This is a genomic window from Aliiroseovarius sp. B-4, from assembly GCF_056857795.1.
On record NZ_JBSXNV010000016.1, the window covers coordinates 1 to 26919 of the forward strand.

Annotated in this window: 27 protein-coding genes and 1 pseudogene; 20 read left to right on the forward strand and 8 right to left on the reverse strand. The window is 58.0% G+C overall.

The features are described 5' to 3' along the window. Positions 1 to 99: 99 nt before the first annotated feature. Genes brxC through AC13C8_RS00615 form a run of 4 tightly spaced genes read right to left on the reverse strand, consistent with a single transcriptional unit; the run spans position 100 to position 3595 of the window. Positions 100 to 1503, reverse strand: coding sequence for a BREX system P-loop protein BrxC (gene brxC, locus AC13C8_RS00600; protein ID WP_482846053.1), 1404 nt, complete (start codon positions 1501 to 1503; stop codon positions 100 to 102). 4 nt (positions 1504 to 1507) lie between these two features. Next, positions 1508 to 2110 (reverse strand): DUF1788 domain-containing protein, encoded by a 603-nt coding sequence (locus AC13C8_RS00605; protein WP_482846054.1) that lies wholly within the window; start codon positions 2108 to 2110, stop codon positions 1508 to 1510. A 1-nt stretch (position 2111) separates the two neighbouring features. Next, the gene (locus AC13C8_RS00610) at positions 2112 to 2726 is read right to left on the reverse strand and encodes a DUF1819 family protein (RefSeq protein WP_482846055.1); all 615 of its coding nucleotides are present in this window, start codon (positions 2724 to 2726) and stop codon (positions 2112 to 2114) included. Then, the gene (locus AC13C8_RS00615) at positions 2723 to 3595 is read right to left on the reverse strand and encodes a BrxR family transcriptional regulator (RefSeq protein WP_482846056.1); all 873 of its coding nucleotides are present in this window, start codon (positions 3593 to 3595) and stop codon (positions 2723 to 2725) included. The genes AC13C8_RS00610 and AC13C8_RS00615 overlap by 4 nt, the downstream gene beginning before the upstream one ends. Positions 3596 to 4165: 570 nt before the next feature. Between AC13C8_RS00615 and AC13C8_RS00620 the strand changes: the two genes are divergently transcribed. The 5 genes and pseudogenes from AC13C8_RS00620 to AC13C8_RS00640 form a co-directional block, all read left to right on the forward strand. Continuing rightward, on the forward strand, positions 4166 to 4849 hold the full coding sequence (locus AC13C8_RS00620; RefSeq protein ID WP_482846057.1) for an ArdC family protein: 684 nt from the start codon (positions 4166 to 4168) through the stop codon (positions 4847 to 4849). 135 nt (positions 4850 to 4984) lie between these two features. Then, positions 4985 to 6232 carry a tyrosine-type recombinase/integrase gene (locus AC13C8_RS00625; protein WP_482846058.1) on the forward strand — a complete coding sequence of 416 codons (1248 nt, stop codon included), beginning with the start codon at positions 4985 to 4987 and terminating at the stop codon, positions 6230 to 6232. A gap of 47 nt (positions 6233 to 6279) precedes the next feature. Next, positions 6280 to 7173, forward strand: coding sequence for a tyrosine-type recombinase/integrase (locus AC13C8_RS00630; protein WP_482846059.1), 894 nt, complete (start codon positions 6280 to 6282; stop codon positions 7171 to 7173). Continuing rightward, positions 7170 to 8168: a tyrosine-type recombinase/integrase gene (locus tag AC13C8_RS00635; RefSeq protein ID WP_482846060.1), complete on the forward strand. Its 999-nt coding sequence runs from the start codon at positions 7170 to 7172 to the stop codon at positions 8166 to 8168. The genes AC13C8_RS00630 and AC13C8_RS00635 overlap by 4 nt, the downstream gene beginning before the upstream one ends. Positions 8169 to 8281: 113 nt before the next feature. Continuing rightward, positions 8282 to 8581, forward strand: a pseudogene (locus AC13C8_RS00640) (zincin-like metallopeptidase domain-containing protein); the annotation flags it as partial. A 324-nt stretch (positions 8582 to 8905) separates the two neighbouring features. Here the strand turns inward: AC13C8_RS00640 and AC13C8_RS00645 are convergent. From AC13C8_RS00645 to AC13C8_RS00655, 3 genes are all read right to left on the reverse strand, one after another. Then, a protein-coding gene (locus AC13C8_RS00645; protein ID WP_370726549.1) for an IS3 family transposase occupies positions 8906 to 10257 on the reverse strand; the annotation gives its coding sequence in 2 pieces (ribosomal slippage) (positions 8906 to 9919 and positions 9922 to 10257; 1350 coding nt in all). A 101-nt stretch (positions 10258 to 10358) separates the two neighbouring features. Next, positions 10359 to 11174, reverse strand: a complete 816-nt coding sequence (locus AC13C8_RS00650; protein WP_053084903.1) for an Abi family protein — start codon at positions 11172 to 11174, stop codon at positions 10359 to 10361. A gap of 212 nt (positions 11175 to 11386) precedes the next feature. Continuing rightward, complete coding sequence (locus tag AC13C8_RS00655) at positions 11387 to 12301, reverse strand: LysR substrate-binding domain-containing protein (RefSeq protein ID WP_482846061.1); 915 nt, start codon at positions 12299 to 12301, stop codon at positions 11387 to 11389. On the opposite strand from AC13C8_RS00655, the gene AC13C8_RS00660 reads away from it, so the two are divergent. From AC13C8_RS00660 to AC13C8_RS00700, 9 genes are all read left to right on the forward strand, one after another. Beyond that, on the forward strand, positions 12289 to 13440 hold the full coding sequence (locus tag AC13C8_RS00660) for an ABC transporter substrate-binding protein (protein ID WP_482846062.1): 1152 nt from the start codon (positions 12289 to 12291) through the stop codon (positions 13438 to 13440). The genes AC13C8_RS00655 and AC13C8_RS00660 overlap by 13 nt on opposite strands. A 71-nt stretch (positions 13441 to 13511) precedes the next feature. Next, on the forward strand, positions 13512 to 14576 hold the full coding sequence (locus AC13C8_RS00665; protein WP_048599698.1) for an ABC transporter ATP-binding protein: 1065 nt from the start codon (positions 13512 to 13514) through the stop codon (positions 14574 to 14576). Continuing rightward, on the forward strand, positions 14573 to 15430 hold the full coding sequence (locus tag AC13C8_RS00670) for an ABC transporter permease (RefSeq protein WP_048599697.1): 858 nt from the start codon (positions 14573 to 14575) through the stop codon (positions 15428 to 15430). The genes AC13C8_RS00665 and AC13C8_RS00670 overlap by 4 nt, the downstream gene beginning before the upstream one ends. Continuing rightward, complete coding sequence (locus AC13C8_RS00675) at positions 15427 to 16227, forward strand: ABC transporter permease (RefSeq protein WP_048599696.1); 801 nt, start codon at positions 15427 to 15429, stop codon at positions 16225 to 16227. Before AC13C8_RS00670 ends, AC13C8_RS00675 begins: the two co-directional genes overlap by 4 nt. Beyond that, a complete protein-coding gene (locus AC13C8_RS00680) occupies positions 16224 to 17345 on the forward strand; it encodes an NAD(P)/FAD-dependent oxidoreductase (RefSeq protein ID WP_048599695.1) in 1122 nt (373 codons plus the stop codon). The genes AC13C8_RS00675 and AC13C8_RS00680 overlap by 4 nt, the downstream gene beginning before the upstream one ends. Further along, positions 17329 to 17622 (forward strand): (2Fe-2S)-binding protein, encoded by a 294-nt coding sequence (locus AC13C8_RS00685; protein WP_048599694.1) that lies wholly within the window; start codon positions 17329 to 17331, stop codon positions 17620 to 17622. The genes AC13C8_RS00680 and AC13C8_RS00685 overlap by 17 nt, the downstream gene beginning before the upstream one ends. Beyond that, the gene (locus tag AC13C8_RS00690) at positions 17619 to 19004 is read left to right on the forward strand and encodes an FAD/NAD(P)-dependent oxidoreductase (protein WP_074842147.1); all 1386 of its coding nucleotides are present in this window, start codon (positions 17619 to 17621) and stop codon (positions 19002 to 19004) included. The genes AC13C8_RS00685 and AC13C8_RS00690 overlap by 4 nt, the downstream gene beginning before the upstream one ends. Next, the gene (locus AC13C8_RS00695) at positions 19001 to 20134 is read left to right on the forward strand and encodes an NAD(P)/FAD-dependent oxidoreductase (protein WP_048599693.1); all 1134 of its coding nucleotides are present in this window, start codon (positions 19001 to 19003) and stop codon (positions 20132 to 20134) included. Before AC13C8_RS00690 ends, AC13C8_RS00695 begins: the two co-directional genes overlap by 4 nt. Before the next feature lie 11 nt (positions 20135 to 20145). Next, positions 20146 to 20490, forward strand: a complete 345-nt coding sequence (locus AC13C8_RS00700; protein WP_048599692.1) for a RidA family protein — start codon at positions 20146 to 20148, stop codon at positions 20488 to 20490. 230 nt (positions 20491 to 20720) lie between these two features. Here AC13C8_RS00700 and AC13C8_RS00705 read toward each other — a convergent pair whose 3' ends face one another. Next, a complete protein-coding gene (locus AC13C8_RS00705; RefSeq protein WP_482846063.1) occupies positions 20721 to 21581 on the reverse strand; it encodes a LysR family transcriptional regulator in 861 nt (286 codons plus the stop codon). A gap of 156 nt (positions 21582 to 21737) precedes the next feature. Between AC13C8_RS00705 and AC13C8_RS00710 the strand changes: the two genes are divergently transcribed. The 6 genes from AC13C8_RS00710 to AC13C8_RS00735 all read left to right on the forward strand — a co-directional run. Further along, on the forward strand, positions 21738 to 22457 hold the full coding sequence (locus AC13C8_RS00710) for a putative quinol monooxygenase (RefSeq protein WP_482846064.1): 720 nt from the start codon (positions 21738 to 21740) through the stop codon (positions 22455 to 22457). A gap of 236 nt (positions 22458 to 22693) precedes the next feature. Beyond that, positions 22694 to 23083: a DUF3768 domain-containing protein gene (locus tag AC13C8_RS00715; RefSeq protein ID WP_482846065.1), complete on the forward strand. Its 390-nt coding sequence runs from the start codon at positions 22694 to 22696 to the stop codon at positions 23081 to 23083. A gap of 155 nt (positions 23084 to 23238) precedes the next feature. Further along, complete coding sequence (locus tag AC13C8_RS00720) at positions 23239 to 25221, forward strand: ParB/RepB/Spo0J family partition protein (RefSeq protein ID WP_482846066.1); 1983 nt, start codon at positions 23239 to 23241, stop codon at positions 25219 to 25221. A gap of 72 nt (positions 25222 to 25293) precedes the next feature. After that, positions 25294 to 25887 (forward strand): regulator, encoded by a 594-nt coding sequence (locus tag AC13C8_RS00725; RefSeq protein ID WP_203212330.1) that lies wholly within the window; start codon positions 25294 to 25296, stop codon positions 25885 to 25887. Continuing rightward, a complete protein-coding gene (locus AC13C8_RS00730) occupies positions 25887 to 26540 on the forward strand; it encodes a DUF6927 domain-containing protein (RefSeq protein ID WP_482846068.1) in 654 nt (217 codons plus the stop codon). Before AC13C8_RS00725 ends, AC13C8_RS00730 begins: the two co-directional genes overlap by 1 nt. Before the next feature lie 124 nt (positions 26541 to 26664). Next, positions 26665 to 26919: type II toxin-antitoxin system PrlF family antitoxin (locus AC13C8_RS00735; protein ID WP_482845981.1), on the forward strand; the 255-nt coding region annotated here is incomplete at its 3' end.

The window sequence follows — 26919 nt, forward strand, 5'->3', positions numbered from 1 at the left end:
TGTTCTTTACCAATTTATCTGCAGACGCTTTGCTGCTTCCGGATTTCTTGTTCATCTTCACTCCATGAAGGTTACGATGAACCAGAAATCCTCCGTTGTTCAACTCCTCAAATCTGTCCCAAAAGCGCTGACGTCAGACATGCGGATCCCTTCGAACATGAGATCGAAAGTGGCTAACCCTCCGACTTCTTTGTCTTTCAGCTTCTTCGAGACCTCTTGGAAAACGCCCAACATCGACCGCTCGCCAACCGAGCTGTGTTTGCCTTCAAATGCGTTGTGCTCCGACAAAGACGTGATCGCCATTTGAAAGAGGTCATATTGATAGGGGGGGAAAGGATAGCTTGAGATGAAGTGGTCGCGATCCCGGTAGTTTTTGAGCTTCATCGAGCCGTCAGCAAAATCGAACAGGGTCTTGAGGTTGTTTTCTTCGCGGTCATGAAGGTTGCCAAGCGTTACTTGCCCTTCCGACGTCTTGGCGAGGAGGCGGCGCTGGATCACTTCGGCGACATCGGCCGAGTTCAGCGGCATGCGGTTGCCGAAGCGGGCCTGGATTTTGGAGAAGTCATTCTCTTGCTGTTGCGTCATGTCGCCGATAACCGATGCCATGTCTTGCTGCGCAGTTACTATGATCCAAGCCTGCCCTTTGCATTTGGTGTTAAGGCTCTCTGCGATGGTTTGCAGGTTGGTCATGAGCTTTACATTGTCCGCAATATATTGGCCGACTTCGTCAACGAAGAAGTTGAGCCGGAAACCCTTGGGCTGGTCATCGATCCAAGCTTTGACTGTGCCAGCGAAGTCCTCAATCGAGACGCGTGTGTCCTTCCGGTATTGGCTCAGGATGTCTTTTGCATCTGAAGGATCACCACCGGTTGCTTCTGCAAACGCTGTCGCAATATTCTTGGCTTCGAGCAGCGCCTGTTCTCGACCGCGTTCCCAGTCTTTACCGGCAGCGCTTCGAAAAGCTTCTTTGAATGCCTCGAATTGCCCACGCCCCTGCAAGTCGCGTTCGAATTGCGCGATATGAGGCTGTTTGCCATAGAACCCGCAGGCTTCGTCAAAGACCTTTTGGAAGACAGATAGAAGCGCATCTACTTCCGTTTTCGAGATCACATCTGCCTTCTGGTCGATATTGAACAAGATCGATTTCGACGGGATGGAAACGGCCTTGCTGAGAGCGCCTGCCAGCATTGGCTCGCCTTTGAGCTTTTCGACAAAGATCTCATGAGCGGTTTTGCCGTCGACTTCACGATTTTCAAGCAGTAGAGCCAGCATCTTCAGCAAGTGCGACTTACCAGAGCCAAAGAAGCCAGAGATCCAGACGCCATTTGAAGTGTCATAGTTGTTGTAGGCTTCGAGGAACTGCTCCAGCCGTTGGCCGATCTCCCCTGTGATGACGTACTCGTCGAGCTCGATGCGGAGGCTTGCCTCGTCGTCGGCCTTGATGACGCCGTCAATGGCGCGATCAACGGGTTTCTCAAAAATGTCTTTAAGCAGCTGGGCCATGGGCTTAGACCTCGTAATTCAGAATGTTGAAGGCGCGGTAATACTTGTCGTCATGAAGCTGACCAAAGAGATCCAATGACGCGCCAGTCGCCAAAGCATGGGTGTAGCTTCCTGGGAAGAAGAGAACGGTTGGTGCTTCTTTCGCAGTGCTTTGTAGGTTGTTCAGCACGTTGTGAGAGCGGATGTAAGGGTATACCTCACCGACGCCTGACAAGAAAATGACGTCATGCGGGATTGCTTGGATCGCCTGTCCAATACGCGGGATCAGGTGGGCCTGTGGGTCCAAGACGCCTTGTAGAAGCTCCTTGATCTCACCCTTGCTACTGTCGGCCTCAATTTCGAGAACCTGCTCTAAGATCCCGCGCTCTGAAAGTATGTCGAGCGCGATATCGTAAAGGTTCAGGTCCAACACTTGAGTGCCAGAGTGCTGAATTCGGGCCACAAGATCTTCGCGATCCTCAACCATGGTGAGCCCTTCCTCGGCAGGAAAGGGATAGATGAAAAATGGCACTTCATTCCCTAGGCCTTGTTTGGTAAGGAAGCGTTCACTGGTGATCACGCGGTAGAGGTGCTCGGCCCGCTCTTTCCGGTTTAGTTGTCGTTTCAATTTAAGCTCCCTCAACCGGTACGCTTGGGAAAATGGCCAGCTCGCCGGGGTTGTGATCTTCAATCATGTGTTTCAAACGTGTGGAAATAATCGCGGTTTGAATGCGATCATCTTCTGAAATGATCCCTGCTTCACGCATCATGCGAAACATGATTTGACGAAGTTTCAGGCGGGTCGACCGACTTAATCCGGCCAGTCCTTCATCCCATTCAGCTTTTGCCTCAAAAAGAATGTCAAAGCTTTCGAGCGGTAGATCGAGTTGGTAAGATAGGTATCGCTCTCTCACCACTTCCACCGCAAATTCACGAATGAACCGATATGCGCGGCATGTGGCGATCCACAACATCGCCTGCTGTTCGGAGCGGTCCGCCTCTTCCACAAGGTAAGCGCGTTCCTCATTCGTAAGAGTAAGCAGGCGGTTAGAAATTTCGCGCAACGATCGACGGTTCGATGCTGTTTTTGGTAGGCTGGTTGTGCCTTCCTCCATGGCTCTGAGAATTGTGTCTTCCCAAGCTTCACCGTCTTCATGCAAGCGCGCGACTTCTAGGCTTTCGTTCAGGAAGAGCCCACCGGTGCTGAATGACATCTTGTAGTCTTGTCTCGCGAAAGCACTCATCGCCGCCCCCTTTCTAGAGCAGCGCGGACTTCTCCGTCATTGATCAAAACTATGTGCTGATCCTGTGGGGCGCGGATACTAGGATCAACATCAAGCCCTAGCCGCTTTAGATTGTAGAACAATAGGCACTTTCGCACTGAAAGTTCTGCCGCCCCGTCATTCATTGCATAGTCGAGCTCAACAATCCTGCGTTGGTTTTCAGGAAGGCCAGGGTGCGGTGCGATTTTGAGCGTTATTGTTTGGTGCCAGTCTTCATCGGTACCGGGGTCGGCATCTGATTTTTCCCCCAATTCGCTCTTCAGTATGCGTCCGAGAACAAAGTCTTTGAAAACTTGGTCTTTTGAGCAAAGCGCTCTCGCATGCCAACGAAATCCGTCATGCGCGAGGGCATGAGGAATGATAACGCTATCTTCTGGATCGGGGGACGACATCGACTGATAACTTATTTGCAGCTCTTTGCGCTGTTCACAGGCTAATAAGACGTTGCGAAGTGTTAGTGCGCTTAGTCCGCGCCCAGGCACAGTGGTTGCCAGAATGTCCGGTTGGTAGACAATCCAGTCTGCAGCGGGGACTGAACCGCCCCGTGAGATCGACAGGAGATCATCAAGATACTCTGACGGATCAAGCGTAGTGTAGTGTTCTTCGAACTTCGGGCCCAGAACGTAGGTCTTGGCCGTTTTATCGTAGATGATGTGTTCGGGATGATCATTGATGTAGCTATTGAGGTCTTTCGAAGCTTGAGCCCGACTGAGGCCCATAACATCCATCAGATCCGCAAGGCCGACACGTCCACGCCAAAAGACCCTGTGCTCAATGAATGCACGGCGATCCTGCTGCCATCGTGAAAGACTATTCGATTCGCTTGTCATAGCTTAAGTCTAGTTCAACCTAGGGGATGGGTCTACATTTAAGAACCATATACTCAGCGGACTGTCTGCGATATCTTGTAATTTTGTCAGCGGGTTGAGGGATTGCTTTGGCCTTGTATCGCGCGCGGCCTGGGAAGTTTCGTATGGTTTCAGAAGAACCCGCGCTTAAACGCGCGGGCAACATCTCCCAATAGACTGCACCGGAGCTCAACGGGCCGTTGGCCCGCTCACCCCGATCCAGACATCATTCTTTTTGTTTGGTCCGCCCAACATCCCTGACCGTGGCGGTCAACCTTAGTCCATCCCCAAAATCAGCCACCTATTTCCCCTGTCTCGCAGGCGAGCCATTCCTCGCGAGGCAAATTGGCGTCTGATTTTGGCGCAGACATTTTCTTCGCAAATGTGGCCGATTGACAGCCCCGTTCAGGGCCGTGGGTCGGGCTTTGCCCTCTCCCACTCTGTTCCGCCGAATACATGCGTATTCGGTCAGATCAGGTGGCCGAGGCGCAGCCCATCGGCGGAAGGGGGCGCGAAGCCTCACCCGCGTCACTTTGATCGAGGAGGCCACAAATGGCACCGAAGTTTGATGTTTATGCCCATGTCACCGACACCATTATTGCAGAGATTGAGGCGGGCACGCCGCCATGGCGCAAGCCGTGGACCGGCAACGCGTCCGGTATTGCCTTGCCTACACGGCACAACGGGGAGGAGTATCGCGGGATTAATATCCTGATGCTTTGGGTCATGGCGGCCAAGCATGGTTATGTGTCCAGCCGCTGGATGACCTACAAACAGGCGCAGGAACTGGGGGGTCAGGTCCGCAAAGGCGAAACGTCGTCAACCGTGGTCAAATACGGGACGTTCACACGAGAGAACGAATTGGGCATTGAGGAAGAGATGCCCTACGCGCGCGCCTACCGCGTGTTCAATGCCGATCAGATCGAAGGTTTGGCGGAGGACTACTACATCCGGCCCGAGGCCCCGCGCGACCTTGGCACGGCGGAAGATCCGGAGCTTGATGCGTTTTTCAGCCGGACAGGGGCGGAGATCCTTACCAGCGACGACCCGCGTGCCTATTACAGCCCCGCCAAAGATCACATCCACATGCCGCCGATTGCCACGTTTCACAATGCAGCAGGCTACTATGGGACTTTAGCCCACGAGGTGATCCATAATGCCGATGTTTGGATTATGCCGCGTTTCTGCTGGCGATTGCTTTTTTCGTTGGGTTCCTCGCGTTTTCAGGCTGCATAAGACGGCGGCAGAGATCGTCCGTCTTTCAGCCAGAGAGAGGTCGGTTTGGAAAACCGCCATGTGCACGTTTCGACAGCGCCAATCGCATCCGCCCTCTGCCATAAGCGCAACCTTCAACCAGTGAAGGAAATGCTTATGAAAAACGACGAAAAACCTGATCAGACAATCCGAACGCCGCAATATGCCGACAACCATGCGGAACGCTTCGGACGTCGGATCGAAGAGGAAGGATACAGTCTCCGTTCCGTTGCCAGCTACAAGGCCACAGCCGAGGTGCTCTGGGCCGCGATGTTGAAGGCGGACCTCGGGCCCGCTGACTTGACCAAAGATTGTATGGACCGACTGGTGGTGCCGGTTATCGACACCGCTTCTGCGAAAGACAAAAAACATTGTCGATACCGCATCAATCGGTTCTGGGACTACTTGATTGAGAACGCGGGCGCACCGCAGCGTTCTGTGCCGCCCCTCGATATGTCACCAAGGGCTGTCCTGAAACGGGAATACGAAACCTACCTCCGCGTCCAGCGTGGCCTATCCGAGGACACCATCTACCACTGCTTGCGGTTTTATGACCGCTTCCTGACTGCCAAGTTCGGTGCCGGTCTGGGCGACCTCAACACCATCAAGCCCGACGACATCACGGGGTTCATACTTTGGTTGCGAAAGGAGCAAAACGCGCCGCGTGACAAGACCGGCCCGTCGCATCTTCGCAATCTGTTCCAGTTCCTGTTCTGGAGCGGCAAAACCGAGCGCAACCTGAGCAACGCCGTACCAAAGGCGCGGCAGCCAAAGCCGACCGGCATTCCGAGATATCTTGAGCCCGAAGAGGTCAATCGTCTCATCGAGGTGGTTCGCGATCACGAGAAAACGGGTCGGCGCAACTATGCAATGTTGTTGATGATCGCCCGGCTCGGTCTTCGTGCGCCGGAAGTTACGGCAATAGAGCTGGACGACATCGATTGGCGCGCCGGCGAAATCCTGATCCGCGGCAAAAGGCAGTTGCAGGATCGGATGCCACTGCCGGCGGAGGTTGGCGAGGCGATTGTCGATTACATCAAGAATGAGCGCCGGGGGCCGGAACGCGCGCTGTTCGTCTCGGTGAAACCGCCGTTCAAGAGGTTCAAGGACGCCCAAATCCTGCGCTGGATATTGCGGGATGCCTACGATGCGACCGGCATCAGCCCGCCGCAAGCGTATATCGGCACGCACATTCTGCGACACAGCCTGGCCACCGATATGCTGCGAAAGGGCGCTTCACTAGCCGAGATCGGGGATGTGCTGCGTCACCGATCCGCGATGACCACGACCATCTATGCGCAATACGATGTGGATGCCCTGCGCTTGATCTCGCGCCCCTGGCCGACTTCGGGAGACGTGCAATGAAGACGCTATCTCAACGACTTGACGAATACCTGGCCCTGCGGCGCTCGATGGGCTTTGATCTTTCTTTCGACGAACGTGTCCTGCGCAAGTTCACGACTTATGGCGATGAAAACGGATTCGATCGGATCTCGACGCCCTTGTTCCTTGATTGGAAAGCGAACTACGGCAGCGCGGACAACAACACATGGTCTTGCCGCCTTGGAATGGTCCGCAGGTTCGCCTACTGGCTCGCGGAACACGATGATCGGACCGAAACCCCGTCCAGTCAGCTTGTCACAGGTCGCTACCGAAGACGGGTGCCGTACATTTACACGCCCAGGCAGATTGCAGACATTGTTGCGGAGGCAGGTCGGCTGCCGTCACCCTACGGCCTCCGAGCCGCATTGTGGCAGACCCTGTTCGGTCTGATCGCGGTGACAGGCATGCGCGTGAGCGAAGCTTTGTCTCTGGATCGGCAGGACGTCGATCTGAAACGCGGCTTGCTCACGCTCAGAAACACCAAAAATGGCAAGGACCGGCAGCTTCCCATCAACGGCGGCACCGTTGAGCGGCTTGCCCACTATGCCGGGTTGCGGGACCGGCTGGTCCCGCGTCAATCATCCCGGTTCTTCATCAAAGAGGATGGCGAACCGGCGGGAGATTGCGGGGCACGCTACAACTTCGCGCAGGTCGGCAGAAATATCGGCCTTCGGTCACCGCAAGCCTTCAACCGCCACGGCCATGGACCGCGCATCCATGATTTGCGGCACAGTTTTGCCGTCCACACCATCCTGGACTGGTTCCGCGATGGCCGGGACATCGAAGCCGAGATGTACAAGCTCAGCACCTATCTCGGCCATTCTGAGCCAAAGCACACATTCTGGTACATCGAGGCCGTGCCAGAATTGATGCAACTCGCTGCCGCGCGGGCTGAACAGCAGGTTCTGGAGGGCGCATCATGATCGCGACCTATCCCTTGCCCGTCTATGTGCAGCGGTTCTTCACCGAGCGGCTGTTAACCCAGATGCAGGCCAGCCCAAACACGATTGCCAGCTATCGCGACACCTTCCGGCTCTTGCTGAGATACGCCGAGGCGCAAACCAGGCTGCCGCCGACTGAGCTACATGTGGCTCATATTGACGCCGACATCATCGGGCAGTTCTTGACCTTCTGCGAGGAGAAACGCGGCAACAGCGCGCGAAGCCGAAACACGCGCCTCGCGGCCATTCGCTCGTTCTTCAAATATGTCGCGGGCTGTGAACCCCAGTTGCTGCATCATTGCCAGAAGGTGCTGGCGATGCCCTCCAAGCGGCACGAAAAACGTGTCGTGGACTTCCTGACCCGTGACGAAATGGAGGCCCTGCTGAAGGCGCCCGACCAATCGACCTGGTTTGGGCGGCGAGATCGGGTCCTGCTCCTCACAATGATCCAAACCGGCCTGCGTGTATCGGAGCTGATCGGCCTGCGCGTCAGGGATGTTGAACTCGGCACGGGGCCGCACCTGAGATGCATGGGCAAAGGCCGCAAGGAACGCGCGACGCCACTTCGGGCAGATAGTCGGGATGCTGTGAAAGCCTGGCTTGCCCAGATTGACGCCGAACCCAACGACCCTTTGTTTGCAACGATCCGAGGCGCGCCCTTGAGCCGAGACGCGGTTGAACGGATCGTTCGAAAGCACTCGGCCACCGCCGCCTCGAACAGCTCGACGTTCAGATTGAAGCGCGTCACACCCCATGTTCTGCGCCACACCGCCGCGATGCAGCTCCTGCAGAGCGGCGTGGACCGAACAATCATTGCGCTCTGGCTGGGCCATGAATCGGTCGAGACGACACAGGTCTACATCCATGCCGATATCGAACTGAAGGAAAGGGCAATGGCGCTGACGAAGCCGATTGACGGCACGGGTGGACGATATCGACCGGGTGACGAGCTGCTGGCATTCCTCGAAGCGCTCTGAATTATGCCGACACACCGCGCCGGTCTTCTCGCAGCACTTAAGGGTGTGAGGATCGGCGCGGCATAATCCGAACATCGGCATTATGGGTCTTATGCCGACATCGGCATAAGACCCATGCCACAAAAGCCCCCCATCGGCTGAACCGCGATTTCGGGTTCTCGAAGTTTGGCAACACGTCCTATGCTCGCGAGGAGATCGTCGCGGAATTGACCTCGGTGTTCCTGGGTCAGACGCTGGGCTTTACCGCGCATACGCTCGAGATGAATGCCGCCTACCTTCACAACTGGTTGCGCGTTCTTCGGTCGGACAAGGGCGCAATCTTCCGGCACGCCGCGGACGCGCAGCGGGCCTGCGACTATCTGATCGCCAGATCGGAGGCGTGCAGGGCAGGGGAGGGCGCTGAGGCAGCATGACCTATGCTCTTCCGCAACGCAGAAAATGGCAGCTTCGAGCCCACTTTGACCGATGCTGCACGAAGCGCCAATGTCCGCTCTTTACAAAGCTCAGTTCCGCGAAAACTCCCGCACCAGTTCGTTTGTTTCTGAGCGAGAAGCCTGATGGCGGAAACGAAGCGCTGCCACATCTCTTGCAATTTCCATGTCGGCTACCGGAAGTGAGACGAGATTGTCATGGTCAGGGATCGACGTTTCGGGAAGGATAACGGTGTCCGTCGTCATATAAAATGGGACATCAGAGCGGCTTGAGCATTGGAGGCTCTGGCTCGTTCGTGTGATTGATTATGCGGCTTGTTTCTGGTGTTGCAAGCGGCGTTGTCGGATAGTCTGTTTCTTGATCTTTTCCCTTTCTCTCAGAATAGCTTTGTCGCGACCGAAGTAGACATCGGCGGGTGTGACGTTGCTCAGGCTCTCGTGGTAGCGCTCGTTGTTGTAATAATCGACGAAGGCCCCGATCTGGTGTTCGAGATCGCCGGGCAGGTAGTAGTTTTCCAGCAGAACCCGGTTCTTCATCGTTTGGTGCCAGCGTTCGATCTTGCCTTGTGTCTGTGGGTGGAATGGCGCCCCGCGGACGTGGTCCATTTTCTGATCCCCCAGCCATGCCGCCAGGTCGCCAGAGATGTAGCAGGAGCCGTTGTCGCTGAGCAGACGCGGCTTGTGACGCACAACCGCCTGGTCACAGCCCGATGCGGTCAGAGCCAGTTCAATCGTGTCCGTCACGTCCTCGGCCCGCATGTTTGTGCAGAGCTTCCAAGCGATGATGTAGCGGCTGTAATCGTCGAGGATGGTGGACAGGTAATACCAGCCCCAGCCAATGATCTTGAAGTAGGTGAAGTCGGTCTGCCACATCTCGTTGATGGCCGTCGTCTTCTCGGTAAACTCATCCGCAGCCTTGATCACTACATAATCTGGGGCCGTGATGAGGTCAGCTGCTTTCAAAATACGATAGGCTGATGATTCAGAAACAAAATATCGGTTCTCATCCGTATATTTGACCGCCAACTCCCGTGTCGTCAGCGCTTCATGCTCCAGCGCAAACTCGATCAGGTCATCGCGTCGGTCTTGGGGAATCCGGTTCCAGACCGACCTTGGCCGGGGAGAGCGGTCGGCCAGGGCATCGAGCCCGCCCTCGACGTAGCGATCATACCAGCGGTAGAAAGTTGTGCGGGGAATGCCCAGCATGTCGAGGGTCATCTTGGTGGGCAGGTGTGATCCTTCAACAGTGCGGATGATCTCCAGTTTCTCGGACGCAGGGTATCTCATTCCTCGACCTCCCCAGCCCCTGTCATGCTTTTTTTGAGCAGACGGTTTTCAAGGGTCAGATCTGCGACGCATTCTTTCAAGGCAAGTGACTCCGAGCGCAGATCTTTGACTTCTGGCGAGGTTGCCTGTCGAGCTGTGTCGCCGGACAAGCGGCGTTTGCCAGCCTCAAGGAATTCCTTCGACCAGCTGTAATACAGGCTCTCGGCAATCCCTTCCCGACGACAGAGGACTGAGATGCTCTCTTCGCCTCGCAGACCCGCCAAGACGATGCGGATCTTTTCCTCCGCCGAATAGGTCTGACGGGTCTTGCGGCGGATGTTCTTTACCAGCTTGTCAGCTGCGTCCTTCGACGTTCCGGATTTCTTGTTCATCTTCACTCCATCAAGGTTACGATGAACCAGAAATCCTCCGTTGTTCAATTCCTCAAATCTGTCCCACAGGCGCTGACGTCAGACACACCATGCAGCTTAGTTTAAGGGGTAAGACGTCTAAAGGTGGCTTCAAAAATTGCCACTTGCCCATGCAATAGATCGCGCTGAGGCATGATTAGTTTGGCAAACGGATTTTCGAGTGCTGGCCTTCTGCTGTAAAGATTGAGTGTAACGAAATCGATAGATTCCAGAATTTTTTCAAGACGTGTCCCATATACCGGTTCATGGTGGGCCAGCCGGTTTCGCATTTCGTAAATTACTTCAAGATGGTCCGCGACATCCGAGCGACCGAGCGTCTTGTTGGGAAAGACAGTTTTTAAAGCAGGCTTCCAAAGCGTCTGTTCATAGTTCTCTGAAAACATACGCTTCCAAAAGTGAATGGTGAGCTGAGCGATTACCTGACTGTCGGGAATGGTGATCGTGGACTGTCGTTTTTTGGCGATCATTCGGTGCTTTGCATTTGATGGCACTCCATTGGGGTATGCCTGAGCATCCAACGCGCTCTTTTGCGCCCCAGTCATCTTGGAATATGCTGCTCGCTGGGCCTGCGTCGTAGCTTTGGCGATGGACGATTCTTCCAAGTAGGCCCACGTGAATGTGTTTGGTGGAGGTGTGCGTAGCCAGTGGTTCCCGCCGAAATTGTTGTGCATGACGTGGCAAACAGCGTTACGTAGAGAGACCTCTATCAACCCTGTCACGGCCATAATCGATACACCTAAGCTCATCGTCGTTTGATGCAGTTCAATTGCATCCTCGGGCGACCCTGATGCCGTGAGTGCTTGGAACGTTGCTAGTCGTTCAGCCGATAATAAATTCTGTATCGCCTGAACGTCAGACGCCCCCAAATATCTTGACATTTACCGTCCTTATCGCTACGTATGCTCTTGAAACGTCGGGATACGGTCGGCAGCACGCTTGTTCGTGACGGACCCCCGACGCTATAGCTGGGCCGCCTTATAGGCGGCCCTAAGCTTTTCTAGAACAAGCATATCATTATAAATCACTTGGATGCTAACACTTATAGGGGGTAGGCGGCTGCGGGTCCTTCGAGAACTTCGACTATCCAGAATCATTGTGTGCGAAATTCGTCTTCGATGGAGGCGATCCCAGCTTTTAGTGTATCCAACAGTTTGCGCGCTAGTTCAGGCATGGGCTCATATGCCGATGTATAGATCCAGATGGGCATAGTCGCCGAGGGCTGGATCGGGCGAAATACGAGTTCTTCAGATCCCCAGCCGATTGTGGTCAGCGAAGGAACCAGGCTAACACCTTGACCTTCCCGAACGAACATGCAGGCGGTATCGGCCATCTGCACCGTAATGGACACATCTAGGCTAACGCCAGCGCGGTCGAACGCATCTAGCACGATGCCACTTGACTGGTCTTCGCGCCCGAGCGAGATCAGCCTTTCTCCTTTCAGCATGCGCAGATCGATCACTCTCTCCCGCGCCAGCGGATGATTGGCCGGCAAAGCGCAGATCATCGAGCATTCGCTGAAGATCTGGCATCGCAATCCGGGGTGATCGCTGCGGACCATGGAAATGCCAAAATCGGCCGCCTGCGTCAGCATGGAATCTGCAACGTTGCGTGAACTACGTGTCACGATCGATAGTCGCACGTCAGGGCGTTCCGCCAGGAAACGCGCGGTCAACATAGGAAGCAGCCGCAAACTGACTGCGGCAAAGGCCGCGACCGAGATTTCGCCCCGTTCCAAATCCCGGATCGCGCGAGCGGTATTCTCGACCCGTGCCACGCCGGTAATCAGCTTCTCGGTTTCCAGATACAGCCGACGCGCTTCGGGCGTTGGCATCAGCCGTCCCGATGCGCGCATGAACAACGTAAACCCGCAACTTTCCTCGAAAGCCCTGATCATCTTACTGACGGCCGGTTGGCTGATAAAAAGATTTTTGGCGGCGTTCGTGACCGATCCACCCTTCATTACGGCGTTGAATGCCTCGATCTGCTTGATATTTGCGCGCGCCATATCAGCCTTATAACCAATTGGAATGGACTTCTAAACTAAATTCAATTGCATGGCAGCAAAAGAAAGCCTTTGCTCGCAATATAGAAACAAACAACAGGGAAACTGCCATGAATTATTCATCCATCACCCTAGCCACTGCACTTGGCGTGGCCGTGGCAGGCACGGCCGCCGCGCAGGACAAAACGCTGACTGTCGGCGGGTATGGCGGCTCGTTTGAGACGCTTATGAAAGAGTTGGTTATTCCGCAATTTGAGAAAGCGCATGATGTCGAGATTGCATTCGTGCCGGGCAACTCGACGGAAAACCTAGCACGATTGCAGGCGCAGCGTTCAGCGCAAGAACTCGATGTCGTAATTCTTGACGACGGTCCAATGTATCAGGCCGACGCATTGGGCTTTTGCGCGCCGATCAAGGACAGCGAAATCAAGCAAAATGTCTACGATATTGCTCGCTTGGGCGAAAACTCCATCGGTCTCGGTTTCGTCGCGACTGGGTTCACCTACAACACCGAGTGGTTCGAACGCGAAGGCTGGGAGCCGCCAAGCAGTTGGATGGACCTGACCGATCCAAAGTTCGAGGGCATCCTCTCGGTGCCACCGATCTCTAACACTTATGGTTTGCACACGCTGGTAATGATGGCGCGGATGAACGGTGGCGGGGAAAATGATATCGACCCAGGCTTTACAGCAATGACCGAAGAAGTCGCTCCGAACATTTTGGTATTCGAGCCGTCTTCGGGTAAGATGTCGGAGCTCTTCCAGTCCGAGGAAATTGCCCTTTCGATCTGGGGCTCGGGCCGCACCAAATCCTTGGCCGATACCGGCTTCTCAGCGAAGTTCGCCTATCCGGAAGAAGGCGCGGTCGCGCTTATGATCGCGGCATGTCCGGTGGTCGACAGCGATGTGCCGGAAGAGGCGCAGCTGTTTATTGACTACCTGCTCGATCCCGAGGTTCAAGTGCGGCTAGCCGAGGCGATGGGCACCGGTCCTTCGAACAAGGAGGCAGAGTTGCCTGAAGACCTGGCCAAAACGCTGCCCTATGGCGACAAGATCGCCGATCTGATGGCGGTGGATTGGGACGTGATCAACCCGAAACGTGAGGAATGGACCAAGCGGTGGGCGCGCGAGGTCGAGCGCTGAATTTCTAATTGATCCCCGAATGTGGGGCCTTTTGAGGCCCCACTAACATCTCGTATTCACCGGAATTCTTCATGGCTTTTCTAGAACTACACGGCCTGACCAAGCGGTTCGGCGCATTTACGGCGGTTGAGGAACTGTCCTTCGCTGTCGAGCGTGGTAGCTTTGTTTCCCTTCTCGGTCCGTCGGGTTGCGGCAAGACGACGACTCTGCAAATGGTGGCCGGATTCGAAGCGCCCACCGAAGGTAAGATCGTTCTTGACGGGAAAAACCTCGCTGGGATCCCGGCGCGCGAACGTGGACTAGGCATCGTCTTCCAGACCTACGCACTGTTCGCGCACATGACGGTGGAAGAAAATGTCGGCTTTGGCCTTGAAATGCGCAAAGTTTCGAAGGCCGAGCGCAAGCGCCGGATCGCCGCTGCGCTAGATCTTGTGCATTTAAGCCATCTCGGAGATCGCTATCCTAGGGCGATGTCCGGCGGCCAGCGACAGCGGGTGGCACTGGCCCGCGCACTTGTCATCGAGCCTCAGCTCCTGCTTCTCGACGAGCCGCTGTCGAACCTTGACGCGAAGCTGCGCGAGGAGATGCAGCTGGAACTGCGCCGCATCCAGCGCGAAGCCGGTGTGACGACCCTAATGGTTACGCACGACCAATCCGAAGCGCTGGCGTTGAGCGACAGTATTGTGGTGATGGATCAAGGCCGGCTGCGGCAAGATGCAACCCCCTTCGATATTTACGAGACGCCACAATCTTCTTTCGTTTCTCGCTTCTTGGGCAAAAGCAACAACCTATCCGCGCGGCTGGACAGCACCGGATCCGAGGGCTCGGCCTTGGTCTGCGGATCGCTCCGCCTGCACGGCCCCCTAGTCGATCTGCGTCCCGGCCCGGTCGAGATCGCGCTGCGCCCCGAACGGATCGCGCTCGTAGACCCTGAAGCTGGGCAGCTGCGCGGCACTGTTGCCGAGCGTGTGTTTATGGGTAACCAGTGGCTTCTGCGGATAGAAACCGAGCTCGGCGACATGCTCGTGATGCGATATAATACCGGTCGCGCCGAAGCCGAGGAGGGCGAGGTTGTTGGGTTGGATTGGAAGCCCGAAGACATTCGCATCCTTCCCGTCGAGGAAACTTCGGCATGACGACACAAACCTCCCGCGCTTGGCTGCTGAGTGCGCCAGCCTTGGTTCTGTTCGCGGTGTTGCTGCTAGTGCCGCTTCTGATGACCTTCATGCTAAGCTTTAACAGCTTCGACTTTTACGGCGGTATCGGCACGGACCTGAGCCTCGCCAACTATGCGGAAGTTCTGGGCGATAGCTATTTCTACGAAATTTTCGGGCGCACCTTTCTGATCGCGCTGATCACTACGGCGATCTGTGCCGCCATCGGTGTGCCTCAAGCCTACATCCTCTATCGCATGTCGCCATTCTGGCGCTCGATCACCGTGCTGATCGTGATCGGCCCTCTGCTGATTTCGGTCGTCGTGCGCACATTGGGATGGGCGATCCTGCTGGGCAACAAGGGCGTGATCAATACGGCGTTGATGGACATCGGTCTGATCGAACGACCCATCCGCATGATGTATACGTCGGGCGGGATCGTTCTAGCGCTCGTGCATGTTATGGTGCCGTTTATGGTGCTGGCCGTATGGGCGGCGCTTCAAAGGCAAGACCCTGCGACCGAAGCTGCGGCTGAATCTCTAGGTGCGCGGCCGCGCACGATCTTTTTTCGGATCATCTTGCCGCAGGCCATTCCGGGTGTTCTTTCGGGATCCTTGATCGTGTTTTCACTGTCTGCGTCGGCGTTTGCAACGCCTGCAATCTTGGGCGGTCGACGCGTCAAGGTTGTTTCAACGACGGTTTACGATGAATTTCTAAACACTTTGAATTGGCCGCTGGGTGCGGCGATCGCGATGCTGCTGCTGGTTGCGGTTCTCATTGTGATGCTAAGCTGGAATAGCCTTGTCGAACGCCGATACGGGGAGGTTTTCGAATGAGACAGAACGGACCGCTCTCCATCCTCTTTAGTCTCGTTTTTGTGAGCTTCATGTTGGCCCCAATTGTTGTGGTTATTGGCGTGTCGTTCACTCCCGAGGGGTTTCTGGAGTTTCCGCCAAGTGGCGTTTCGCTGCGCTGGTTCCGGGCCATCTTGGACAACCCGGAATTCATCACTGCCGCATGGATCAGCCTAAAGCTGGGCATAGCCTCGGCAACGTTGGCGACTGTGCTGGCCGTGCCCGCCGCGCTGGCCATCGGACGCGGGCGCTTCGCGGGTCGCGACGCGTTGCAAGCGCTCTTTTTGTCGCCGCTCATGGTGCCCACGGTAGTGCTTGGCATCGCCTTTCTGAGGTTCCTCAGCCTGTTGGGGTTGAACGGCACCTTTATCGGGCTCATGCTGTGCCACGCAATTATTATCACGCCGTTCATTCTGCGGCTGGTGTTGGCTTCGGTAGCTGGGCTGGACCGGTCGGTCGAGAAAGCCGCGATTTCCCTTGGGGCGAAACCGCTAACGGTGTTCCGGCGCGTCACGCTGCCCGCTATCATGCCCGGGATGATCGGCGGCTGGATGCTGGCATTCATTACCAGCTTTGATGAGTTGACTGTCACGGTCTTCATCGTGAACCCCTCGACTACGACGCTGCCGGTGCGGCTGTTCTCGCATATCACACAGACTACCGATCCACTGGTAGCCTCGGTGTCAGCGGTGGCAATTCTATTCACAGTCGCCCTGATGCTGCTAATCGATCGGCTCTATGGCTTGGACCGCTTACTGATCGGAGAGGGAAAGCGATGAACACGCAGAATACCGCAGATACCCTCGTCATCGGAGGGGGGTTGGTCGGCGCTGCCGTGGCCTGGGGGTTGGCGCGGCAGGGCGAAAAAGTGATCCTGCTCGATGAAGGTGATGTTGCGTTGCGGGCGTCGCGCGGGAATTTCGGCTTGGTCTGGGTGCAGTCCAAAGGAAGCGGAATGCATGATTACGCCCGTTGGACACGGCGCTCGGCCGATCTCTGGCCGGAATTCGCAGATTGTCTTGCCGAAGACTCCGGCATCTCGCCCGATTATCATAAGCCCGGCGGACTGCATTTCTGCCTCTCCGAGGACGAGATGGAGAATGTGCGCGCTCTCAACACGCGTATGCATAACGTCAACGGGGCGCTCGGCTACGGCGCTGAGATGCTGGACCGTAAGCAATTGGATAAGCTAGTGCCGGGGCTCGGACCGGATGTGGTTGGAGGGTCATATGGTAAGCATGACGGCCACGCCAATCCACTGTCCCTGCTGAGGAGCCTGCATGCCGCCTTGGCTGAACGTGGCGGCCGTTATGCCAGCGACGCGCGCGCCGAAGCGGTCGAACCCGACGGTTCAGGTTATTGCGTGACGACGCCAAAAGGCGTCTTTCGGGGGGCGAAGGTGGTGCTAGCCGCAGGTCATGGCAACAGTCGGCTTGCGCCGCAGTTGGGTCTCGACATTCCTTTGCGCCCCGAAAAGGGACAGATCCTGGTCACGGAACGTGCCGCGCCGCTGTTGCCGATGCCTACGCATCTCTTACGCCAGACCGCCGACGGCACCGTGATGATGGGCGACAGCCACGAGGATACCGGTTATTCCACCTGGTCGGGAACCCCAGTGATGGCGCAGATCGCCCGCAACGCTATCCGCTGTTTTCCCGCCTTGGCCGATCTCCGTATCATCCGGTCCTGGGCCGCGGTGCGGATTCTCACGCCGGACGGTGCGCCAATCTATCAGCAATCGCAAACCCATCCGGGGATCTTCTCTCTCAACTGCCATTCCGGCGTGACGCTGGCGGGCGCGCATGCGCTGGCCCTAGCGCCGATGATCGCGGCCGGAGAGCTGACTCCGGACATGGGTGCATTTTCCTCAAGGAGGTTCCATGGTCAGACGAATTGAAACCGGTGACGAGAGGTTCGAATTCACCTTCGATGGCCAGACCGTCGTAGCGCGACCGGGCGACAGCATCGCTGCAGCTCTGATCGCCGCCGGTATCCGACATTTGCGGGACAGCGTCGTCAGCGGTGAACCGCGGGGCATCTTTTGCATGATGGGCAGTTGCTTCGACTGCTTAGTCGAAGTTGATGGGGTTCCCAACCGACAAGCTTGCATGACGAAAGCCGCGGACGGGCTGGATGTGCGCCGCCAGCGCGGCAGCGTGGAGGTGCAACCGTGACAAAAACCTGTGACATCGCTGTGATCGGCGCCGGCCCGGCTGGAATGGCTGCGGCTACGGCGGCCGCCAGGATGGGATACGACACCATACTGTTGGACGAACAACCGTCGCCGGGCGGCCAAATCTATCGTGCAATAGAGACGGCCGGTAAGGCCTGCACCGATATTCTGGGGCCGGATTATGCCCAGGGCCGAGCCATCGTCGACGCCTTTCGCGCCTCTAAGGCGACATGGATGGACGGCGCGCTCGTCTGGAACATTTCGACTGACCGGGTGATTGATTTCAGCCGCGCGGGTGCGTCGTCGCAGATCGCTGCAAAAAGGATCATCGTCGCCACCGGAGCGGTTGAGCGGCCGTGGCCCCTGCCGGGGTGGACCTTGCCAGGCGTAACTACAGCGGGTGCGCTGCAGATCTTAATGAAGTCGTCGGGGGTCGTGCAGGAAGACGCGGTCATCGCCGGGTCCGGACCGCTTTTGTGGTTGGTGGCTGCGCAACTGGTCGATGCGGGCGCACCGCCTCGCGCGGTGATCGAAACGACGCCACGCGCGCATTACCGCGCAGCCCTCCGGCATTTGCCTGCCGCCTTGCGCGCGCCTGGCTATCTGACCAAAGGATGGCAGCTGATCCGTAAGGTGCGGAACGCCGGGGTGCGCATTGTCGAGCGGGCAGAGAACCTAGCGATTGAAGGAGAGGATTCCGTCAGCGCGATCCGTTTCACCAGTAAAGGCAGAAGCGAGGGGATCGAAGCGACCACCGTCGCGCTGCATCAGGGGGTCGTGCCGAACCAGCAGATTACCCGGCTATTGCGCTGTGATCACGTCTGGGATGCCTCGCAACAGTGTTTCCGCCCGGTGACGGATGACAGCGGGCAAAGCTCCGTCAAAGGAGTCTACGTCGCTGGCGATGGGGCGGGGATCGGCGGCGCGCGAAGCGCTGCGCTCCATGGCGAAATCATCGCACTTGCCATTGCCGCGTGCGACGGACGCGGCGATGCGAACCTTCTGAAGGTGCTGCAATCGGCGCGCGCCCGTGACGCGGCCGTCCGCCCCTTTCTCGAAGCGCTTTATGCGCCCGCCCCGCATGTCACCGCGCCGGCTGACGATACGATTATCTGCCGCTGTGAAGAGGTGACGGCGGGCGCAATTCGCCAAGCGGTGGATCTGGGAGCGCCCGGCCCTAACCAGGTGAAATCCTATCTTCGGGCCGGGATGGGGCCGTGCCAAGGCCGAGTTTGCGGCCCGGTTGTCAGTGCCATCATCGCCCAGCAACGCGGCGAGACGCCTGAGGCGACCGGATATTACCGCATTCGGCCGCCGCTGAAACCGATCCCGCTGTCGGAGCTTGCGCAATTCACGGCCGCCGACGGACCCGAAAACCGATGAGCGCGATGGACCACAGCGCCGATCTGATCGTCATCGGTGGTGGCATCCACGGTTGCTCGGCCGCCCTCCACGCCGCCTTGCGCGGGATGTCGGTGATTGTGCTGGAAAAGGACACTGTCGGACGTCATGCCTCGGGGGTGAATGCGGGCGGGGTGCGCCGCCTTGGCCGCCATTTCGCCGAGGTGCCGATTTCGCAACGCTCGATGGAGATGTGGTATAGTATTGCCGATTTTCTCGAAGATGACTGCGGCTTTCAGATCGCACCGCAGATAATAGTTGCCGAAACCGAGGACGAGCTTGCACGGCTTGCGGCGCGCCGAAACGAATTGAACGAGCTGGGGTTCACCCATGAGGTGCTGCTGGATCGATCGGAGGTGCGCACGCATCTGCCCGCAGTCGCGGATCACGTGGTCGGCGGTTTGGCTTGTTTGGATGACGGATTTGCCCAACCCTACCAGACGGTATTCGCCATTCAGCGCAAGGCCGAGTCCCTGGGCGTGCGTTTTTTCGAGCATACCCGCGCGAGAGAGGTGCGAAAGGACGGAAGCGATTGGCGGGTCGAGACAGACGCGCTGCGGTTCGCTGCCCCCTCGCTGTTGAACGCGGCCGGCGCGTGGGCAGGAGAGCTTGCTCAGTCTTTGGGTGAACCGGCCCCAGTCGAGGCGATTGCCCCCATGATGATTGTCACCGGGCGCCTGCCGCATTTTTGCGATGCCGTGGTCGGCGCATCGGGCCGACCACTGTCGTTCAAGCAGATGCCGAACGGAACGGTGGTTATTGGCGGCGGTCGAAGAGGGCGTGCGGATAAGTCAAAGAACCTATCGGAGATGAAATTTCCCGAACTCATGCTCACAGCCCAGACCGCAATCGACATCTTCCCGCCGATGCGCGATGCAACGATCATTCGGTCTTGGTCCGGCGTCGAGGGGCGGATGCCCGACGATATTCCGGTCATCGGACCATCTGCCCAGCATGAAAACCTCTACCATGCATTCGGCTTTTCCGCACACGGCTTTCAACTGGGGCCGGGCGTCGGAGAGATCATGGGCAACCTCATTGCCACCGGTGCCAGTAACGCGCCGCTTCAACCCTTTTCCATTGCGCGTTTTGTTGACGCGCCCCAAACATGAAGGAATAGCAAATGCTAAAACGCCACATACCCACCCGTATCAATCACCGTGTTGTCGAGGCAGGCGGTATCCTGCATTTCGGCGGTCTGGTCGCAGATGACTTGAGCCAGGACATGAAGGGACAGACCCAACAGATCTGCATCAAGATCGACAAGCTGCTGGCCGAGGTTGGTTCATCCAAGGACCGCCTTGTGACAGCCATGCTCTACATTACTGATTTCGAACAGAAGGAAGGCATGAACGAGGCGTGGCTCGAATGGCTAGATGCCGGTGACCTACCGACGCGTGCCACCATCGGCGTGGCCGAACTCGGCAAGGACGTGCTGATTGAGGTCGTGGTTTCGGCAATTCGTTAATTCCGAGTTACTCCTCCGAAAGCGATCCGGTCAACGACTTCGAAAACTTGGTGCGAGCCGTCCCCGCTTGGCTGTTCTACAGGCACGGTCGTTCAGAGAACGTTGTGACAGCGAAATCCCGGGAGGTCTGCTACGCTGCCTTTCGCGCAAGGCGCCGCGAAAGGCAGCTCCGAGCCCAAAGTACCAGTTACTGCACTATGCGCGAATGTCGGCCATCAATGATACTACGCCTACACACGCGCAATCTCACCGATCAGATCATTTGTCTCTGGTCTCGTCGTTTGGTGCCGATAACGAAGAGCAGAAACAGTTCGCGAAATTTCAAGGCCGTCGATGAGTATCGAAACGAGGCCCTTGTCTGCTGGAATTGCCGTGGTTGGCAAAATCACCGCGCCTAATCCCTGCCGCGCGAGTTCGACTAACCAATCCACGCGATTTGACCGATAGGCCGCGTAGAGTTCGTGACCTTGCTCTGCACATGCCCCATGCAACGCATCGCGCATTTCGCAATTGGGTCGATCGAGCATGTCAGTTTCAGCGAGCGTCGAAAGAGAAATAGCGTTTCGTCCAGACAACGGGTGCGACTTGGACACCACAACTTTGTAGGACTCGTCATAGAGCTGGTCTATTCGATAGAGGTCTTCACTGACCGTCGCCGCTGTGACAACGACGTCAAATTCACCCTCTCGCAATCCGGCCAGAAGCTTGGAGGCAGACGCCACGATCAACTCTATTTCGGCTTGCGGCAATCGTGTACGGAAGCGTTCCACGGCGGCTGAAATCCGGTTGTGACCAATCGTTTCGCCAACACCGACAGAAATAGGAACCCGCTCTAGTCGCGTGTGGCGGACGGCTTCTGCCTTAGCTGCCTGCGTTTCGTCATGCGCTTTCTGTAGCCTTGGCTGCATGAGTTTTCCGAGTGCCGTCAACCTGCATCCCGCGCGGTCCCTGACAAACAGATCACCCCCGAGCTCGTGTTCAAGTTTCTTGATCGCGGTCGTCAAGGACGGTTGGGAAACATTTGAGGCGCTAGCGGCATGGGTGAAGTTGCGATGCTGGCAGACAGCCAAAAAATACCTGATCTGGTTCATCTCCACTGCCACAGTCTCCGTCACTTTTCGCCATGAGGTTCACCATAGCACATGTCTATCAAAGAATAGAAGTTCGGGATTGGTGCCTGAGGCATTCGGCATGGGAAAAGGATGCATCGAAAGCAAACACAACGACCTTTCAATCAGGAGGCGACCATGAAAGCCCAAATTCTCAAGACACTCGCCGCTTTGGCCTTGATCACAACATCTGCAGCCGCACAGGAAACCCCAATGGAAAATCACACTGCCAGCTACATCGCCATGCCCGCCGCTGAAGGCCAGACCGAAGCATTCGCCGAATTTCTGGCCGGAGCCGCCCCGATTGTCGCGGACACCGAACCAGGCACCGTGCTTTGGTTTGCCTTACAAGACGACGATACGCTCGCGATCTTTGATATCTTCGTGGATGAAGAAGCGCGCAATGCGCATTTCTCCGGCGCTGTGGCCGCGGCTTTGAACCAAAATGCCGACGCGCTGGTCGCCGGGGGCTGGGACGATGGTGTTGTCGCGAATATCAACAATTCCGATGTCCTGTCGGTGAGGGAACCGGTTGATCTCTACTCGGCCACGACAGCCACGTACATCACGCTCGAAGCAGCACCCGGCAAAGGGCCGGAATTGGCAGCCTTGCTGACCGCAGCTGGTGCCATCGTCGGAGAAACCGAACCCGGCACATTGTTCTGGGCGGCGCTGCAGATTGACGAAACATCCTTCGCAATCTTCGACATCTTCACCAACAATGCTGGCCGTGAAGCACACTTTGCCGGTCAAGTCGCCGGGCTGCTGAACGAACGGGCAGCGGAGTTGGTCGCTGGCGGGTGGGACGACGGTGTGGTCGCTAACGTCCACAACTTCGACATCCTCGCCATCAAGTAACGCGATGTGACAGGAACAAGAGGCGCCTGGTGCAACGCATCAGGCGCTTTGCCGAACGAATTTAGATTCACCGTGAAGCGGTCGTTCGAGTAACTGCAGCGAATTAGCGCTTTGTCCGCAGAGCGGACTATTGGAACTGTTTGGTTCGGGCAGGTTTGGACCGGGTTCCTCCGCCAAGCGGAAAAGGAAAAGTGGGCTTTGAGAAGGGTGTTTCAAACCTCTCAAAGGAGATCCCCATGTCCATGAATGTTCAACCCCAGCCAGACCTTCCGGATCCGACCGTGATCGCGGCGCAAAACGACGCGTTTCGCAAGCTCGCGTGCCTTGGGGTGCCGCCCGCGCAGCCCATCCAGGGCCGCATGCATGTCACCCGCGCGCTTATGGAGGCCGGTGACGGCTTCATGGCCGAGGCGGTGAAGGCGACCGGTGAGTTCGATACATTCGAGCCTGAGAATGACCCGGAAGGCTGGCACGATTTCGGGGCGGTCGAGGTCCGGGGCGAGACCGTGTTCTGGAAAATCGATCTCTATGAGGCAGATTCGGATTTCCGCTACGGGGCTGAGACCCCGGACAATCCCGCCGCCACCATGCGCGTGCTGACCATCATGCTGGCGCGCGACTGGTAGGGCAGGGGACACCCCCTCCTGAAACCCCAGGCGATGAAGGCCCACTGACCCCTCAAAGGGAAAGTGGGCCTTTTGTCGTGGTGATCCCTGAAGCCGGGGATTGGTCACGCGCGTGAGCGCGCGGGCCACACCTCACCCTCCTGGAAGGATATCCCATGACCACAAGCTTTGCTCCCCTTACCGTCGCTATCGGCGATCTCGTCCCGCATCCCGCCAATGTGCGCAGCAACGCGCCGGAAACCTATGACCCCGAGAACATCGCGCATCTGAAGGCCAGCATCGCTGTGCTGGGCCTGCTCCAGCCACTCCTCGTCCAGAAGATCGACGGCAAATACGCCGTGCTGGCCGGTGGCCGGCGGCATGCCGCGCTAAAGGAGCTGGTCGCTGACAAGGCCATCAAGGGCTTCACGGCGAAGACCAAGGTGGACTGCCGCCTTGTGCCAGAAGACTGCGACGTCACCACGGCGCTGTCGCTCGCCGAGAACGTCACCCAGGCGCCGATGAACGCCATTGACGAGTTCGAGGCTTTCGCTCGGATGATGGAGGTCGATGGCCAAACGCCCGAGACGATCGCAAAGACCTTCGGCACCACGGTGGCGGCCGTGAAAGGCCGGTTGCGTTATGGCCTGATCCACCCCGACATCCGCGCCGCGGCTCGGGGCAAGGTGATCACGCTCGACACGATGAAGGCCTTTGCTGAGCATCCAAGCCAGGAGGCGCAGCGCGAGGTCTTCGAGGCGCTCACGAAGGACGGCGGCTATCTGCAGGCCTATACCGTCCGTCAGGCCCTCAAATCCCGCGGCGTGCAGGTCAGCGACGATATCGGGGCTTTCGTGCGCGCGGACTACGAGGCGCGTGGCGGTGCCGTCGCAGCCGATCTGCTGGATGAGCATTCCGTGCTTGAGGATGCGGCTCTGGTCGAGACCATCCTGCTTGAGAAGCTCGGTGCCGCTGCCGAAGAGGCCCGTATGAGGCTGGGCTTTGCCTGGGCCGATGCGATGGTGCGCTATGATTACGCGACCATGGCCGACTACGGCCGCGTCTATCCCGGCCCGATCGAGCCGGATGAGGCTGCCCAGAAGCGCATCGATGAGATCACCGCCGAGCTTGAGAAATTGCAGCTCGAGATGGAGGATGAGGGGCTCGAGGACGGTGCCTACAACGCGCTTTACGATCGCGTGGATGCCTTGGAAGAGGAAGCCCGCGATCTGCAGGAGGCCTACAGCGCCGAGGACCTTGCACGGTCTGGGGTGATCGCCTCGTGGCAGGGTGGGCAGATCACGCTCCATGTGGGCCTCGTCCGCCCGGAAGACACCGTCAAAGAGGAGGGCGCGCGCGGCTCCTCGGCTAGCCCGACCGGGGAGGAGGCCCCAGACGCCGGCGAATTCACCTACCCGGCCTCGCTGGCCGAGGACCTCAAGACCGAGCGGGCCATGGCCCTCGGCGCCGCGATGGCGCTGCATCCGGAGGCCACGCTCGATCTGACGCTCTTCAAGCTGGTCAGTGATGTTCTGGCCAGCGGCATGAGTGTCACGCAGGCGATCAAGATCGATGCCCGCAAGGAATACCGCAGCCATGCCAAGATGGACGAGATCGACGAGACCTCGCTCGAGCAGGTGGCGGCGGCGCATGATGCGCTTGATCTCTCGTGGCTCGATGACGCCCGCGCGCCCGCCGATCAGTTCGCGGCGTTTCGCGCGCTGGAGGCAGGGGAGAAGGCCAAGCTCGTCGCCTATGCGACCGCCAGCACGACGCAGTCCTGCTTCGCACGGGACCGCCAGCGCGACAGCCTGATGCATGACTTCGAGATCGAGATCATGCCCGACATCCGGGCGCATTGGACGCCGAATGCGGCGCTCTTCAACCGCTTCAAGAAGGCCTGGCTCCTGAAGATCCTCGGCGAGGATTTGGGCCTGGCCCAGGAGGCGGTGACGCTGGCCTCGTCGAGCAAGAAGGAGATCGTCGCCTTTTGCGACAAGCTCTTCGCCGAGCCTTTCGCCACGCTCACGGACGCGCAGCGCGCTGCCGTGGCCGCCTGGTGCCCGCCGATGATGCAGACCGCCGGTATCGCCTTTGATGAGGCGGAGCCCGCTGCGGAAACCCCGGAGCCTGACAGCGAGGTCGCGCAAGCGGCCTGAGCCATCATGCGACCCGCGCGAGGCATTCCCCGCGCGGGTCGACCCTCCCACACCCAACCGAAAGACATCCTCATGGCTATTCTCAAGTTCTCTGCGTCCGCTGTTGCGGCGCAAATCGCCCATGCGCGCGCCTGCAAAACCTTCCTGCCCAACTGGAACGGGCCCATGGACAGGCCCGCCCTGATCCTCATCGTCGGCAATGGTGTGCATCTGCGCTCGAACGGCATCGATGGCACGACCACCCGAATCGTCACCACCGAACAGGCCGATCCCTCTTTCGCCTTCGCCGACGGTATGAACCCGTTTCGGGACACCGACTGGATGGCTCAGCGCCGCATGGCGTTTCGCGATCTGACCGGGCAATTCTACACTGACATCCTCGACGATGTGCAAGTGCTCATCGACCGGGGGCGGGGGGCGATCCGGCTCGCCACCGATGGCCACAGTATCCGCGTCTTCGTGCGCCGGGCCTCGGACTATCTCATCGGCGGGACCTACGAGGTGCCCTCGGGCCTCGGCGGCACCTTCCGGGTCATCCTCAAGGATGCCTGCGACACCTTCGCGATCGTGCAGAACTGCGGCAATTGCGAGGATTTCGACGCCATGCAGCCCTACCGCGTGCCGCTCGATGCATTGATGGAAATCGATGACCGGAGGGCGGCATAATGGGATGGCTCTTCTACACCGATCGCCGCGTCCAGACCTACGCGGACGAGAAAGCGGAGATTGCCCGGCTCTGCACCTTTGACGGCGACAGCCGCAAAACCGAACTGGTCAAGGCCTGTAAGGTCGGCTCCACCTGGTATGCAGCGGCTAGGGTCACCAATCGGGACGGCACCCCTGTCGAGGACGCGACCTATGTCACCGATGCGGATGGCTCCATCACTTTCGGAGCTGTCTTCCTCACCCGATACGATGACGGCTGCTGGGGCTACAAGGACATGGAGGAAAGCGCTGGCCCGAACGAGTCGCGTGCTCCCCTTGGGCTGATCGAGCTCCTCTCCGACCTGAAAGATCCCGACAGCTACGCCCATGACTGGCGCCAGCGCTGCCGGGATTGGGCTGCGATCCCGGACTACCAGGAAGGCGACAAGATCAGGCTCGCCGCGCCCGTGACGCTCACCGATGGCAGCACCTGCCAGATCGTCACCGCGACGCACTACAGGCGCGGGCGGCAAAAGCGCCGCTGCTACCGCATCGATGAAACTGGTGGGCTCGTACGCCTGTCGAAGGTCTCGCTTGCGGGCTCGGAGCTGCTCAGCTCCGCGAAGGGTGCGGCCAGTCCTGTGTTGGCGGAGTTCCTGGCGGGGCGAAATTAGGTCCTGCGCCGGACGGTTCATCGACCTGCCCGACGACAGCAGATTCTGCGCTTATCTTGACAAGGCAATGCAAATGCATTACCCATTGCGGACAACAAAGGCCCCCTTTCTTCAGGAGACTGCCATGACAGCGCTCGCACAAGATGTCTCGAAACTCACGGATCGGTATCAGACGACCGTGCCGGCGGGGGTGCGCAAGCAGCTCAAGCTGGGCAAGGGCGACCAGATTCGCTACTGTACCGAGCCGAGTGGCAGGGTCTATATCGAGCCCGTGCGCAGCGACGAGGAAGATCCCGTGCTCGGAGCCTTTCTCGATTTTGTCGAGGCCGATATCAAGGCGCATCCGGACCGCATTCGGGCGTTCGATGGGGCTTTGCAT